The sequence below is a fragment of the Paralimibaculum aggregatum genome (assembly GCF_030270585.1).
Classification (GTDB): domain Bacteria; phylum Pseudomonadota; class Alphaproteobacteria; order Rhodobacterales; family Rhodobacteraceae; genus Thermohalobaculum; species Thermohalobaculum aggregatum.
The window spans coordinates 37,066-50,741 of the sequence record NZ_BSYI01000025.1 but is presented as its reverse complement, the minus strand read 5'-3'; the positions used below and the strand labels follow the sequence as shown (position 1 = coordinate 50,741).

The following is a 13,676-nucleotide window of genomic DNA, read 5'->3' as shown; positions in this document are numbered from 1 at the left end:
ATCAGGAAGGATGATGTGATGATCCGGAACATCGACCTGACGGCGCTGCGCAGTTTCGTCACCGTGGCGGAGACCGGCGGCGTCACCCGCGCGGCGCAGCAGCTGCACCTCACGCAGTCGGCGGTCTCGATGCAGATCAAGCGGCTGGAGGAGATGCTGCAGCTCCCCCTTCTCGACCGCGCCGGCCGCGGCGTCACGCTGACCGCGCATGGCGAACAGTTGCTGGGATATGGGCGCCGTATCCTCGCGGTCAATGACGAGGCGATCACGCGGATGATGCATGACGCCTTCGAGGGCGAGGTCCGCCTCGGCGTGCCGACCGACATCGTCTATCCGCACATCCCGCGGATCCTGCGCCAGTTCGACCGCGAGTTCCCGCGGGTGAAGATCCATCTGGTCTCGTCCTACACGCGCCAGCTCAAGGACCTGATCGAATCCGGCGACCGCGACCTGATCCTGACCACCGAGAATCATCCCTCCGAGGGCGGCGAGGTGCTGGCCGACGAGCCGCTGGTCTGGGTCGGCGCGCCCGGCGGCTCGGCCTGGCGTTCGCGCCCGCTGCGCCTCGCCTTCGAGCAGCAATGCCTGTTCCGCCCCTGGGCGCAGGAGGCGCTCGACCGGGCCGGCATCCCCTGGGAGATGGCGGTGGACACCCGCGCCACGCGCACCGTGGAGGCGAGCGTCTCGGCCGATCTCGCGGTCCATGCGATGCTCAAGGTGGCGACCAGCCCCCATCTCGAGCCGATCCAGCATGGCGGCGTGCTGCCGGACCTGCCCTCCTCGAAGATCGTGCTCTACCGCGCGCGCAAGGCGCAGGGGGCGCCGGTGGACGGGCTCGCCGAGATGCTGCGCCAGGCCTATTCCGGCCGCCTGAGCCTCGCGGCGGAGTAGGCAGGGCGGCCCACGGGACCCTGCGGCTTGTCTAGAATACCACCCGTGGTAGCGTCGGACCCATTGGGGGCGGCAGTTCTGGTCACGGAGGCAGGTTTTGACGGAATTGGCAGACCGTCCGGCAGGGCATTACACGGAGCTTCTGCGCGAGGCCTATCTCCGCTGGGAGGCATGCCGCGGCACCGATCCCGCTGTATGGACCGACCTGATGGCCGATGATTTCCATCTCTTCTCGGTCGGCGCGGGCCGGCACGGCGCCGAGTTCAGCGCCGCCTGCCGCAGCCGCGACGAGGCGCTGATCTACCTGACCTCGCTCTCGCGCGGCTGGGAGATGCTGTATCAGCCCATCGACGACTTCATCGAGCAGGGCAACCGCGTCGCCGCCATGGGCACCGCCACCTGGGCCAACCGCAGGACCGGCAAGCTCATCGAGACCCCGAAGGCCGATATCTGGACCTTCCGCGGCGGCCGCGCGGTGGAGGTCCGCGAGTTCTTCGACAGCGCCGCGCTTTTCGCCGCCGCCAGCCCGGGCCCGCCGCCGCCCTCCGAGACCGAGCCGCCGGTGGCCTGCTAGGCGTGGCCTGCCGGCCTGGCATCCGCTAGAAGGGCGCCGCAGCGAGAAACGGGGGCGGGAACATGCTCAACGCGGCCATGGTGCTCGGGATCATCGGCGGGGTTGTCGGGATGCTGGTGGGTTTCTTCGGCTACGGCTTCGCCGAGCTCTGGACCATGCTGTTCGGCGCGATCGAGCAGATGGAGGCGCAGACCGGCTTCCAGGCCGATCTGCAGCAGCCGCCGGAGGACCCGATGGTCACCCGGCTGATCTCGCTCTTCGCGCCCATCCTCGGCATCGCCGGCGGCGCCATGGCGCCGGGCCGGCCGGGGCCGGGCGCGGCGCTGCTGATCGCCTCGGCCGCGGGCATGTTCTGGGGCTTCGGGTTCGGGGTCTTCACCATGTTCCCCATCGCGATGTGCGGGCTGGCCGGGCTGATGGCCCTGCCCGCGGCGCTTTCGCGGCCCCCCGAAGGCGGCGCCTGAGGCAGGCTCAGACGGTCAGCACCACCTTGCCGGTCGCCTCGCGGTCGCGCAGCAGGCGCAGCGCCTCGTTGGCCTCGGCGAGCGGGAGCCGGTGCGAGATATGCGGGCGGATCCGCCCCTCGCCGTGCCAGGCGATGAGCTGGCGCAGGCTCTCCCCCATCACCTCGGGCGCAAAACGGTAGTAGGCCCCCCAGTAGAGCCCGATCACCGTGAGGTTCTTCACCAGCAGGATATTGGCCGGAATCTGCGGCACCTCGCCGCTCGCAAAGCCGATGGGCAGCAGCCGCGCCTCCGGGTTGCAGGCCCGGAGCGCCGCCACCCAGAGCTCGCCGCCGACCGGGTCGAAGACCACATCCGCCCCGCCGAGCGCCTTGACCTCGGCGCGGATATCCGCGGTGTCGCTGTCGAGGAGATGCCGCGCGCCGGCGGCCTCGGCACGGGCCAGCCGGTCAGCCCCGCGGGCGACCGCGATCACCTCCGCTCCCATCAGCCGGCCGATCTCCACCGCCGTCAGCCCCACGCCGCCCGCCGCGCCGAGCACCAGCAGCCGCTCGCCGGGCTGCAGCCGGGCCCGCCGGCCGAGCGCCAGATGCGCGGTGCCATAGGCAACCTGCAGCGCCGCCGCCTCGGCCATCTCCATCGCATCGGGCAGCGCGACGCAGGCCGAGGCCGGCACGCAGACCTGCTCGGCAAAGCCGCCATGGCCGCAGACCGCGGCGACCCGCGTGCCCGGCGCCGGGCCCGCCGCCCCCGCGCCGAGGGCGATCACCTCGCCGGCGACCTCGAGCCCCGGCGCGAAGGGCGGCTCCGGGCGCTCCTGATACCGGCCCTGCACCATCAGCGTGTCGGCGAAGTTCACCCCCGCCGCGGCCACCCGGACCAGCGCCTCGCCGGGGCCGGGCTCCGGCGCCGCGACCTCCTCCGCCACCAGCGCTCCGCCCAGTTCCTGCACCCGCATCGCCAGCATGTCCGGCCTCCTCTCGCCAACCGCTCTCCCGGCTAGCCGATCCGGCGCCGGCGGCGCAAGCGCCCGGCCCCCTGCCCGCCCCGGATCGCCGCCGCGCGCCCTTGCGCCGGGGCCGGCTTTGCCGCAGGTTGCCCGCGGGATTTTCAGGCTTTGGAGGCAGCGATGGCGGCGATTACCGGTGTGGGGCTCAGCACGGCGGATTACGCCCTGACGCTCCGCGAGCTCGGTCCGGCGCTCGACTGGTTCGAGCAGCTGGGGGTCGATGCGGTCGAGCTCTCGCTCTCGAATTTCGAGGTGATCGGCGGCTGCCAGATCTATGGCGACCGGCTGAAGGAGCTGCGCCGGATCTGCGCCGACCGGCCCTTCGGCTACACCGTGCACGGGCCGATCCTCTCGAGCTTCACCGACCGCACGCATCTGGCGCTGCAGAAGGCCGCCGCCGCCGCCTGCCTCGAGGTCTCGGGCAGCCTCGGCGCCACCGCCCAGGTGCATCATGCGGGGCTGCTGCCGGTCTGCTCGGTGGAGCAGCGCGAGGACCTCCTGGCGATCGAGCGCGAGGCGCTGGCCGAGATCGCCCCGGTGGCGCAGGCGCATGGCGTGGTGTTCTGCGTCGAGACCCTGTTCGGCCGGCTCGAGGAATGGACCGCCTCGCCCGCCGAGCTGGCCCGGCAGATCCGCGCGGTGGACCATCCGAACATCCGCGCGACGATCGATTTCAGCCATGTCTTCCTCAACGCCGCCGAGCGCGGCTTCGACCCGATGGAGGAGCTCGAGGAGCTGGCGCCGCTGGCCGCGCATCTGCACGTGCATGACAGCTTCGCCCTGCCGCGCAGCTTCAGCCCCTATTCGCGCTCCGAGGCGATCCTCTTCGGCATCGGCGATCTGCACCTGCCGCCCGGGCGCGGCAGCCTGCCCTGGGAGCGCCTCGCCCGGCTGCCCTATGGCGGCCCGGCGGTCGCCAACCTGGAGCTGACCACCCGCCACCGCGACCAGGCCGCCGATGCGGTCGGCTGGACCCGCGCCTGGGTCGGGCAGGCCGCCGAGGCCGCGGTCGCGGCCGGCGCTGCCGCCTGAGCCCGCGGCGGCGCGCCGATGGTGGTCGAGATCGCGGAAGACTGGGGCCGGCCGGTCGTCGATGTCGAGGCCGGCGCCGATGGCGCGCGCTGGCGCTGGACCCATCTCTGCTTCTCCGCCCGCACCGAGGGCGTGCTGCGCGACGAGATCGGCCTCGCCGAGGAGATCGCCGATGCGCTGCTGGAGCGCGACACCCTGCCCCGGGTGCTGACGGTCGAGGGCAGCACGCTGCTCATCCTGCGCGGCATCAACCAGCTCGAGGGCGCCGAGCCCGAGGACATGATCTCGCTCCGCCTGGTGATCAGCGAGCAGCGCGTGCTCTCGCTCGAGTTCCGCCGCCTGCGCCAGATCGACCGGATGATCGAGGCGTTCCGCCGCGGCGAGCCGCCGGCGACGCCCGGCGCCTTCGTCACCCGCCTGGTCGAGCTGCTGCGCGCCGATGTGGAGCCGGTGCTCGACGGCCTCGAGCGCGACATCGACGGGCTGGAGCGCCGGCTGCTGCGGGTCGGCGCCGAGCTCGGCAAGGACGAGCGCGCGCTGCTGATCGACGCCCGGCAGGACGCGATCCAGCTCACCCGCTACATCGCGCCCCAGGCCCATGCGCTGGAGACACTGGCCGGGCTCAAGCCCGGCTGGCTCGGCTCGAGGCGGCGGCTGCGCTCCGAGGCGGCGGCCTTCCAGCGCATCGCGCAGGATCTCGAGGCGGTGCGCGCCCGCGCCCAGCTGGTGGCGGAGGAGGCCAGCATGGCGGTGACCGAACGCACCAGCCGGGTGATGCTGACGCTCTCGGCCGTCTCGGTGGTGTTCCTGCCGATCACCGCGCTCACCGGGCTGCTCGGGGTCAACCTCGCCGGCATCCCCTATGCCGAGGCACCCTGGGCCTTCGCCGCCTTCTGCGTGCTGCTGCTGGGGGTGATGGGGCTGGCGATCTGGCTCGCGGTCCGGATGCTGCGCTGAGCCGCCGGACCGGCGCTTCCGCCCCTCAGCCGGCCTTGGCGCGGTTGCGCTCCAGCCAGGCATCGACCCGCGCCACCGTGCGGTCCACCGAGGGATGCGACATCCCCCGCGCGCGGCCAAGCGCCTGAACCAGGGCGTCCACCCGCTCGATCGCCGGGGCGCCGGCGGCCAGCGCCCGCGCCGCCGAGGACGGCTTGGCCAGCCCCTGCGCGGCATTGGCGTATTTCTCGAAGGGCACCATGTCCTCCGGCGCCGCCCCCATCTCGACGCAGAGCCGGCAGACCCACTCGTAGACCTCGCGCGAGGCCGCCGGATCGGCATGCACCGCCTCGCGGATCGGGATCACCGTATCGTCCTGCACGCAGCGGTAGTTGCCGGTGAGCAGCATCGCCCATTTCGCCAGCGGCACATAGAGGCTCGCATGGACCTTCAGCTTGACCGGCAGCGCGATCGCCTCGCCCTCGTGCTCGAAGCGCGCCGCCTCGATATCCGCCGCCAGCGCCTCGAGGATCGCGGTATGCGCCGGGTCCTCGAAGGCCGCGACCTTGAAGTTCGTCGGCAGGCTCACCTCGAGCAGGGTCGGGTCCTGCGGGTCCGGGCGGAAGGCCTGCGGGTCGGGGCTGGCCAGCGTCATGCGGCTCGGCGAGATCCCGCCCCAGACGCTGGCATCGGCGCTGGCATTGCGGATCGTCGCGACATCGACGCCCGGCAGCCGCGCCAGATAGGGCAAGGGCGGCATGTTCATGATCGACATCATCGGCTTGCCGGCGGCCTCCACCCGGCCGAGCAGCGCCCGGATCTCCGGCGCGCGGTATTGCGGCTCCTGCATGGCGAGGGCCACGAGGTCGAACGCCGCCGGGTCGGCGGCATCGGGGGTGGTGGCGGCGATGCGCCCGGGCAGCGCGCTGCTGGCAACCTCGATCTTGCCCTCGCGGCCGCGGACGGGGATGCGCACCCGCGTGCCGCCGGCATTGATCGCCTCCGCCTCCGCCGGCAGGCAGACGAGAGTCGCGTCATGCCCGGCGAGCGCGAGCTTGGTGGCAAGCAGCGTGCCGTAGGAAGCACCGAGGATCAGGACGGTCTTCTTGGCGGTCATGGGGTCCTCCACAGGATGGAATTGGCAACCGGAAATCTCTCCTGACGGGTTATGGGTCGGACCACCCGGGTTTTCGACCGCTAAGTTTCCGCGAACAAAGGATTTTTCGCAGAATGGAAGCAATATTGTTGCGCCCCTGTTGCTCGCATCATCGAATATTGCGGTGCAGCTTTGCGGGAAAAGTCACACAGCAGCGCCAGATAGGACGGCTTCATGCGTCCCTTGCGGAATAGACCTTGCCGCAGCGCACAATTCCGGCCATATGCGGGCCAACCCCGTTTACCAATGCTCGCCGAGGACCTCCCATGGATCTGCGCAACATCGCCATCATCGCCCATGTCGATCATGGCAAGACCACCCTCGTCGACGCCCTGCTCAAGCAGTCCGGCTCCTTCCGCGAGGGTCAGGCCATCGCCGAGCGCGCCCTCGACAGCAACGATCTCGAGCGCGAGCGCGGGATCACCATCCTCGCCAAGTCGACCTCGGTGAACTGGGGCGAGACCCGGATCAACATCGTCGACACCCCCGGCCATGCCGATTTCGGCGGCGAGGTCGAGCGCATCCTGTCGATGGTGGACGGCGTGGTGCTGCTGGTCGACGCCGCCGAGGGCCCGATGCCGCAGACCAAGTTCGTCACCTCCAAGGCGCTGGCGCTCGGGCTGCGCCCGATCGTGGTGCTCAACAAGGTCGACAAGCCCGATGCCGAGCCCGACCGCGCGCTCGACGAGGTGTTCGACCTCTTCGCCAATCTCGGTGCCGACGAGGAGCAGCTCGACTTCCCCGTGCTCTATGCCAGCGGCCGGTCCGGCTGGGCCGATACCGAGCTCGACGGCCCGCGCGACAGCCTGCGCCCGCTCTTCGATCTGGTGGTCGCCCATGTGCCGCCGCCGGAGCAGGTGGCGAAGGCCGATGCGCCCTTCACCATGCTTGCCACCACGCTCGAGGCCGACCCCTTCCTCGGCCGCCTGCTGACCGGCCGGATCGAGCAGGGCAGCCTTGCCGCCGGCGCCACGGTCAAGGCGCTGTCGCGCGACGGCAAGGAGATCGAGCGTTTCCGCGTCTCCAAGGTTCTGGCCTTCCGCGGCCTCGCCCGCCAGCCGATCGAGCGCGCCGAGGCCGGCGACATCGTGGCCCTGGCCGGCATGGCGAAGGCCACCGTGGCCGACACGATCTGCGACCCGGCGGTGGAGACCGCGATCCCGGCGCAGCCGATCGACCCGCCGACCATCACCGTCACCTTCGGCATCAACGATTCGCCGCTGGCCGGGCAGGACGGCAAGAAAGTGCAATCCCGCGTGATCCGCGAGCGGCTGATGCGCGAGGCGGAATCCAACGTCGCGATCCGCGTCGAGGACACCCCGGGCGGCGAGGCCTTCGAGGTCTCCGGCCGGGGCGAGCTGCAGATGGGCGTGCTGATCGAGAACATGCGCCGCGAGGGCTTCGAGCTCTCGATCTCGCGCCCGCGGGTGGTGTTCCGCTCGGAGAACGACCAGCGCCTCGAGCCGATCGAGGAGGTCACGGTGGATGTCGACGAGGAATATGCCGGCACCGTGGTCGAGAAGCTCTCCACCCGCAAGGGCGAGCTCGCGGAGATGCGCGCGGCCGGCGCCGGCAAGACCCGGATCGTCGCCCATGTGCCCTCGCGCGGGCTGATCGGCTATCATGGCGAGTTCCTCACCGACACCCGTGGCACCGGCGTGCTCAACCGCGTGTTCCACAGCTGGGCGCCGTTCAAGGGGTCGATCCCGGGGCGCCAGCGCGGCGTGCTGATCGCGATGGATGCCGGCGAGTCGGTGCCCTACGCCCTGTTCAACCTCGAGGATCGCGGCCGGCTCTTCATCGGCGGCGGCGAGAAGGTCTATCAGGGCATGATCATCGGCGAGCACAGCCGCGACAACGATCTCGAGGTCAACCCGCTCAAGGGCAAGCAGCTCACCAACATCCGCGCCGCCGGCAAGGACGACGCGGTGAAGCTGACCACCCCGGCGCGGTTCAGCCTCGAGGAGGCCATCGCCTATATCGACGATGACGAGCTGGTCGAGGTGACGCCGAAATCCATCCGCCTGCGCAAGCGCCATCTCGACCCGCACGAGCGCAAGCGCGAGGCCCGCAAGGCGACCGCCTGAGCCGGGCCGAGCCGTGCCTCCCCCGCCGGCGCGCTTGCGCCGGTGCGGCCCGGCCGCAGATGACGCGGCTGGCGATCCGCGCCTTTGGCCTGGCCAGAAGGCGTGATAGACAACGAAATGAAAAACGCTTGGGTTGAAAGATTCGCATTGTGGTTAGCATAATGCGAAAATGCGCGTTACAGTTGTGCAAATTGCACAATCTCTGGTTGACAGCCGCTCTACAACCAGACGAATTCCGAGGCTTCCGGGCTGCGTTTTGCCCCGCGACCTGCTCCAGCACGTGGAAAGCCTCGCCAAAATGATTGGCACGGCGCTTGCTTCATCCCCCTGAAGGTCCGCTCTTCGCGGCCCTTGCAAACACAGTGGTACAGGGGAAAAGCATGGCCCATCCGGTAGATGTTCATGTCGGGCAGCGTGTACGCCAGAGGCGCTGGATGATCGGAATGACGCAGCAGCAGCTGGCCAACAAGGTCGGGATCAAGTTCCAGCAGATCCAGAAATACGAGACCGGCGCCAACCGCGTCTCGGCTTCCCGGCTCTGGGACATCGCCGATGCGCTCGACGTGCCGGTCTCTTTCTTCTTCGAGGGCCTCGACCATGCCGAGGAAGTCGTCAGCCCGCAGGGCGACGTGATGACCGACAAGGAGGCGCTCGACCTCGTGCGCGCCTACTACGCGATTCCCGAGCACCAGCGCAAAAGCCTCTTCGATCTCGCGCAGGTGCTGAGCGCCCAGGCCGCCTGAGATCCGGCAGGCCCGCCGACCGCCGCCCCGGCACGCCTTGCATGACCCGCGAGGCTTGACCGGGGCGCGCCGCTTCGGCACAGAGACCGGGACCCCCGAGCAGGGAGCCCGGCCCCGGTGACCCAGATCCCAGAACCCGCTGCCCCGCACCTCGACGCCGATGCGCTCGAGCAGTTGCTGGCGCTTGCCCATCGCCTTGCCGATGCCGGCGGCGCGGCGGCGCTCCCGCATTTCCGCACCGCAGCGCTCACCGCCGACAACAAGCACAGCACCGGCTTCGACCCGGTGACCGCGGCCGACCGCGGCTCCGAGGCGGCGATCCGCGCGCTGCTCGACGAGACCAGGCCGCTCGACGGCGTGTTCGGCGAGGAGGAGGCACCGAAGCCGAGCCGCTCCGGCCTCACCTGGGTGATCGACCCGATCGACGGCACCCGCGCCTTCATCTCCGGCCTGCCGACCTGGGGGGTGCTGATCGCACTCGACGATGGCGCCTCGGGCCGCATCGGGGTGGTCTATCAGCCCTTTACCGGCGAGCGCTTCACCGGCGTCAACGCGGCCGGCGGCGGCCGGGCGGAGTTTCGCCGCGGGGCCGAGCGCCGGCCGATGCGCGTGCGCGCCTGCCCCGGTCTCGCCGAGGCGACGCTCTTCACCACCGCGCCGGAGGTCTTCTCGCCCGAGGAGGCAGCCGGCTTCGCCCGGGTCAGCCGGGCGGCACGGCTCACCCGCTACGGCATCGACTGCTACGCCTATGCGCTGCTCGCCCTCGGGCAGGTCGACCTGGTGATCGAGGCCGGCCTCGCCGCCTATGACATCGCCGCCCCGGCCGCACTGATCCGAGCGGCGGGGGGCATCGTGACCGACTGGGACGGCGGCGATCCGCGCTGGGGCGGGCGCGTCATCGCTGCCGGCGACCCGCGGGTGCATCGCGCCGCGCTCGAGCTGCTCGCCGGCTGAACCGCTCCCCTGCCCCCGGCGGCACGCGCCCATCGCTGCAGAGGCCAGCGGGCGCCCGGCCCGCATCGCGCGGCGCCGGCCGCGCTCAGATCCCGGCCCCGGCGAAGAACCGGTCCGCCGCCGCCCAGGCCGCCGCACGGTGCTCGGCGAGGTCGATCAGCGGCTCGTGCCGCGCGCCTTCGAGCCGCACCGCGCCGAAGCCGAGCCGCGCCGAGACCGCCTCCACCGCCTGCGGCGAGACCACCTGCTCCGCGCTGCCGTAGAACGCCATCCCCGGCACGCCCAGCGCACCCATGCCGCCGAGCCCGAGCATCGCCCGCTCCGCCGCGCGCAGCCAGCCGAGCGTCGGGAAGCCAATGCCGAGCGCCGGGTCGCGGCGCAGCACCGTCACCATCCAGTCCCATGCCTCGCGGTCGCCGGTCAGCAGGTTCTCGCCGAAGGAGGTGGAGAGCGGATAGGGCCGGCGCACCCCCGGCACCGGCGGCCAGAGCGCACCCAGCGCGACCCGCTCGGCGAGCCAGCCGAGGCCGCCGGCGAAGCGCCGCGCCGCCGGCGCCACCACGATCCCGAACATCGGCGCCGAGAGCAGCAGCGGCACGCGGATGCGCCCCTCCGCCGTCGCCATCACCGCGATCAGACCGCCCATGGAATGGCCGAGCACCAGCCGCGGCGGCCCGAGGCCGGCCAGCTCCGGCGCCGCGACCAGCGCCTCGAGATCGCGCACATAGTCGTGAAAATCGGTGACATGGCCCTTGGCCCGGGGCACCGCGAGCCGGTCGGAGCGGCCCTGCCCGCGCCAGTCGAGGCTGGCCACCGCGAACCCCCGCGCGATCAGCGGCCCGACGCCGAGCGCCACCTTCTCGAGAAACTCCGCCCGGCCCGGCAGCACCAGCGCGAGCCCCCGCGGCGGCGCCTGCCCGGCAGCCCCCCAGAGAGCCGCGCGCAGGCCGGTGCCGTCGGCTGCCCGGACGCAGAACAGCTGCTCCGGCCGCGGCGCCCCGGGACCGTCCGGCGACGCCCAGGCCGTATCGGTCATTCCACCAGCGTCGAGAGGCGCATCGCCGCGCTCATGTCGCCTTCGACATCCACGCGGCCGGTCATGAAGGCGGCGGCCGGGGAGAGCTCGCCGCCGAACATCTCCTTGAAGGTGTCCATGTCGGCGCGCACGGTGACATCGGCCGGACCGTCCTCGGTGCTCACCGCGCCGTCGCGAATCACGATCACGCCTTCCTCGGCGATCTCGAACTTGAAGCTTCCCTCGACCGGGTTCTGCGCAAGCCTGCCCCGGAGCTTCTCGACGGCGGCGTCGAAATCGGCACTCATGGATCTACCTCTCGAGATGCAGCCCGCGCGACCGGGCCGCGGCCGCGAATCCGCAGCGACCGCTTGGTTTCGTCTATCCGGGTTGCATATACTCGGATGATGGCTGATGGAATCCACATCTTTGCCGCCCTTGCGGTGGCCCTGGCGGTTGCGGCGGGCAGCGCGCATGCGCAGCGCGCGCCCGAGCTCGTTCCGCCCGAGGCCGAGCCGCCGGTCGACATCCCCGCCACCCCGGAGCCGCTGGCGCTGCCGCCGGAGCCCGAGATCGAGGACCGCGCCGCAGCGCTGGACGCGCTCTTCGCCGCGCTCGCCGCCTCGGGCGAGCGGGAATGGCAGCCGCTGCAGCAGCAGATCCAGGCCACCTGGGCGCGCAATGCCTCGCCCTCGATGACGCTCCTGCTCGCCCGTGCCACGCGCGCGATGGAGGCCAAGGACTATCCCCGGGCGCTGCTCTTCCTGAACGATCTGGTGCGCCTCGCGCCGGATTATGCCGAGGCCTGGAACCGCCGCGCCACCGTGCATTTCCTCGAGGAGCGCTATGGCCACTCGGTCGCCGACATCCAGCGCACCCTGGCGCTCGAGCCGCGGCATTTCGGGGCGCTGGCCGGGCTCGGCATCATCCTCGACCGGCTCGACCGCGATGCCGAGGCCTATCGCGTGTTCAAGCGGGCGCTGGAGATCCACCCGCATCTCGAGGGCGCCAGGGCGGCGGTCGAGCGCCTCGCGCCGGATGTCGAGGGCCGCCCGCTCTGACCGCCCCGCCGCGGCCGGCGCTCAGAACTTGCCGCTGCCGTCGAGCTTCACGGTCACCTTGTACTCCTTCATCAGCCCGAGATCGGTGCAGGCCTTTGCCACGTTGCCGGCCTGGCGCAGGAAGAAGCCCTTCACCGTCTTGGTCTTCGGCAGCAGGTCATAGCGGAAGTCGTACTTGTCGGTCAGCGTGCCCTTGAAGCTCCACTTCTTGCCGTCCACCGTCAGGTCGCCCCAGATCGTGCCGTCATGGATCGACCGCTTCAGGTTGTTGTCGGAGCGGAACTTGATCGAGGTCTTCCCGAAGCAGAAGCTCTGGCCCTTCTTCTTGATGATCTTCTGGAACTCCGGCGATTTCAGGATCGCCTGCGCCACCGGGCTGCCGGGGGCATAGTTGATGTTGCCCTTGCCCTCGATCGAGCGCTTCATGAACTCGTGCGCCACGGGATACTTCCCGTTCAGCTCGTCATTGGCCTTGTGCAGGATCTCCTGCATCGTCGCCTTGGGGGCGTTCTGCGCCTTGTTCACCCAGCGCTCGCCGACCTGCCTGTAGGCGTCCACCTCGCGCCAGAGATAGTCGAACGGATTGCCTGCCATCGCCGCCTGCCCTTTCCCATGCTGCTGCCGGTCCTGCCGTGCCGTGCAATGGGTGCCCGGCACCGCGAAATCGGTTCACCGCCGCCCGCTCATTTCTTGGGTTGCGCGTCGTCGTAATAGACCAGCTCGATATTTGCGCAGCTATCCTTGCCCTTGTCGAAGCTGTCCTGTTCCTTCTGTGTATCCTTCTTGAAGGTGTTGAACTTCTTCACCGCGTCCTTCTTTTCCATCGGATCGTCGTATTGCAGCTCGCTGCAGAAATACTCTGCCGCCTCCTTGAAAATCTTGTGATGCTCGTCCTCATGGGCGCGGAGGTTCTTCACCATCGCGTCCCAGCTTTTCTTCTCGCGGTCGTCGGCATTGGCGTAGTCGGACCATTTCGGCATGTCGATGGTCGGCTTGGCGGTCACCGTGATCGTGCCGATCTTGGGCTTGGCCTTGGCATCGGCGGCATAGGCCGCGCTCTCGTGGGACTGGTAGCGGCCCCACCACTTGCGCTTGTTGAGCACGTTCAGCACGTCCTTCAGGACCTTGCCAGAGACCTTGTACTCCTTCACCGACGGCTTCGAGAGCTTGAGCACGCCTTTCATCGGACCCTCCTGCAGGCCCCACCCGTCGCCACCCCTGTCGCGGTTTCATCCTGCCACAGGTCGCCCGGGACGAGAACCGGGAAGCCCGGCACTCAGCCCGAAATGATCTTGTGCCCGTCGCCCTTCGGGAACTTGTCGTGCACCTTCTTCTGCCGCTCCTCGAGCGTGTCGAAGAAGGCCAGGATCCGCGCCTTCACCATCTCCGGCGTATGATCCTCCGCCTTCTGCAGGTGCTTGGCGAAGTCCTTCACCGCCTTCTCGAAGATCTTGTGGTGCATCTCCTCGTGCTTCTTCATGAACTTGAGGAGCTTGTCCCAATCCTTCTTCAGGTCCTTCTCGGCCTTGGCATAGTCCTTCCAGGCGGGATACTCGATCACCGGCTTGGCGACGATGCGCACGGCGAGGACGGTGCCGTCCTTCTCCTTCTGCTGGAAGGACGGATGCGGGTGATAGCGGGCCCAGTAGCGCTTGCTGTTGAGCGAGGCGCGCAGCTCGTCGCGCGTCTTGCCGGTCACCGGGAAGGTCTTCACCGTCGGCTTGGGAACCTGAAGGTTCACGTCCATCTCTGCA

General features: G+C 70.0%; 16 protein-coding genes. 9 read left to right on the top strand and 7 right to left on the bottom strand.

All coding sequences use genetic code 11. The features are described 5' to 3' along the window. Positions 1 to 18: 18 nt before the first annotated feature. The 3 genes from QSJ97_RS15390 to QSJ97_RS15380 all read left to right on the top strand — a co-directional run bounded on the left by QSJ97_RS15390 (position 19) and on the right by QSJ97_RS15380 (position 1,929). Positions 19 to 891, top strand: coding sequence for a LysR family transcriptional regulator (locus QSJ97_RS15390; RefSeq protein WP_285672716.1), 873 nt, complete (start codon positions 19 to 21; stop codon positions 889 to 891). 97 nt (positions 892 to 988) lie between these two features. Then, positions 989 to 1,465 carry a nuclear transport factor 2 family protein gene (locus QSJ97_RS15385; RefSeq protein WP_285672712.1) on the top strand — a complete coding sequence of 159 codons (477 nt, stop codon included), beginning with the start codon at positions 989 to 991 and terminating at the stop codon, positions 1,463 to 1,465. A gap of 62 nt (positions 1,466 to 1,527) precedes the next feature. Then, complete coding sequence (locus tag QSJ97_RS15380; protein ID WP_285672711.1) at positions 1,528 to 1,929, top strand: hypothetical protein; 402 nt, start codon at positions 1,528 to 1,530, stop codon at positions 1,927 to 1,929. 7 nt (positions 1,930 to 1,936) lie between these two features. Here QSJ97_RS15380 and QSJ97_RS15375 read toward each other — a convergent pair whose 3' ends face one another. Further along, positions 1,937 to 2,896: an NADPH:quinone oxidoreductase family protein gene (locus QSJ97_RS15375; protein WP_285672709.1), complete on the bottom strand. Its 960-nt coding sequence runs from the start codon at positions 2,894 to 2,896 to the stop codon at positions 1,937 to 1,939. 162 nt (positions 2,897 to 3,058) lie between these two features. Between QSJ97_RS15375 and QSJ97_RS15370 the strand changes: the two genes are divergently transcribed. Beyond that, on the top strand, positions 3,059 to 3,970 hold the full coding sequence (locus QSJ97_RS15370) for a sugar phosphate isomerase/epimerase family protein (RefSeq protein ID WP_285672708.1): 912 nt from the start codon (positions 3,059 to 3,061) through the stop codon (positions 3,968 to 3,970). 18 nt (positions 3,971 to 3,988) lie between these two features. After that, positions 3,989 to 4,927 (top strand): CorA family divalent cation transporter, encoded by a 939-nt coding sequence (locus QSJ97_RS15365; protein ID WP_285672707.1) that lies wholly within the window; start codon positions 3,989 to 3,991, stop codon positions 4,925 to 4,927. Between the two features lie 25 nt (positions 4,928 to 4,952). On the opposite strand, the gene QSJ97_RS15360 is transcribed toward QSJ97_RS15365, so the two are convergent. Next, positions 4,953 to 6,023 carry a Rossmann-fold NAD(P)-binding domain-containing protein gene (locus QSJ97_RS15360; protein WP_285672706.1) on the bottom strand — a complete coding sequence of 357 codons (1,071 nt, stop codon included), beginning with the start codon at positions 6,021 to 6,023 and terminating at the stop codon, positions 4,953 to 4,955. A gap of 305 nt (positions 6,024 to 6,328) precedes the next feature. Between QSJ97_RS15360 and typA the strand changes: the two genes are divergently transcribed. The 3 genes from typA to QSJ97_RS15345 all read left to right on the top strand — a co-directional run bounded on the left by typA (position 6,329) and on the right by QSJ97_RS15345 (position 9,846). Beyond that, positions 6,329 to 8,149, top strand: coding sequence for a translational GTPase TypA (gene typA / locus QSJ97_RS15355; protein WP_285672704.1), 1,821 nt, complete (start codon positions 6,329 to 6,331; stop codon positions 8,147 to 8,149). Between the two features lie 380 nt (positions 8,150 to 8,529). Beyond that, on the top strand, positions 8,530 to 8,892 hold the full coding sequence (locus tag QSJ97_RS15350) for a helix-turn-helix domain-containing protein (protein ID WP_285672703.1): 363 nt from the start codon (positions 8,530 to 8,532) through the stop codon (positions 8,890 to 8,892). A gap of 117 nt (positions 8,893 to 9,009) precedes the next feature. After that, the gene (locus QSJ97_RS15345) at positions 9,010 to 9,846 is read left to right on the top strand and encodes an inositol monophosphatase family protein (protein WP_434220925.1); all 837 of its coding nucleotides are present in this window, start codon (positions 9,010 to 9,012) and stop codon (positions 9,844 to 9,846) included. Between the two features lie 85 nt (positions 9,847 to 9,931). On the opposite strand, the gene QSJ97_RS15340 is transcribed toward QSJ97_RS15345, so the two are convergent. Together QSJ97_RS15340 and QSJ97_RS15335 are read right to left on the bottom strand one after the other, a co-directional pair. Beyond that, a complete protein-coding gene (locus tag QSJ97_RS15340) occupies positions 9,932 to 10,882 on the bottom strand; it encodes an alpha/beta fold hydrolase (RefSeq protein ID WP_285672702.1) in 951 nt (316 codons plus the stop codon). Continuing rightward, entirely contained in the window at positions 10,879 to 11,169 is a 291-nt protein-coding gene (locus QSJ97_RS15335) for an SCP2 sterol-binding domain-containing protein (protein WP_285672701.1), read from the bottom strand. The genes QSJ97_RS15340 and QSJ97_RS15335 overlap by 4 nt, the downstream gene beginning before the upstream one ends. 96 nt (positions 11,170 to 11,265) lie before the next feature. On the opposite strand from QSJ97_RS15335, the gene QSJ97_RS15330 reads away from it, so the two are divergent. Further along, a complete protein-coding gene (locus QSJ97_RS15330; protein ID WP_285672699.1) occupies positions 11,266 to 11,922 on the top strand; it encodes a tetratricopeptide repeat protein in 657 nt (218 codons plus the stop codon). A gap of 21 nt (positions 11,923 to 11,943) precedes the next feature. Here QSJ97_RS15330 and QSJ97_RS15325 read toward each other — a convergent pair whose 3' ends face one another. The 3 genes from QSJ97_RS15325 to QSJ97_RS15315 form a co-directional block, all read right to left on the bottom strand. Then, positions 11,944 to 12,516 carry a hypothetical protein gene (locus QSJ97_RS15325; protein WP_285672698.1) on the bottom strand — a complete coding sequence of 191 codons (573 nt, stop codon included), beginning with the start codon at positions 12,514 to 12,516 and terminating at the stop codon, positions 11,944 to 11,946. An 89-nt stretch (positions 12,517 to 12,605) separates the two neighbouring features. Continuing rightward, a complete protein-coding gene (locus tag QSJ97_RS15320) occupies positions 12,606 to 13,106 on the bottom strand; it encodes a DUF922 domain-containing protein (protein ID WP_285672697.1) in 501 nt (166 codons plus the stop codon). 92 nt (positions 13,107 to 13,198) lie between these two features. Further along, positions 13,199 to 13,669: a DUF922 domain-containing protein gene (locus QSJ97_RS15315; protein WP_285672695.1), complete on the bottom strand. Its 471-nt coding sequence runs from the start codon at positions 13,667 to 13,669 to the stop codon at positions 13,199 to 13,201. Between the last annotated feature and the right edge of the window lie 7 nt (positions 13,670 to 13,676).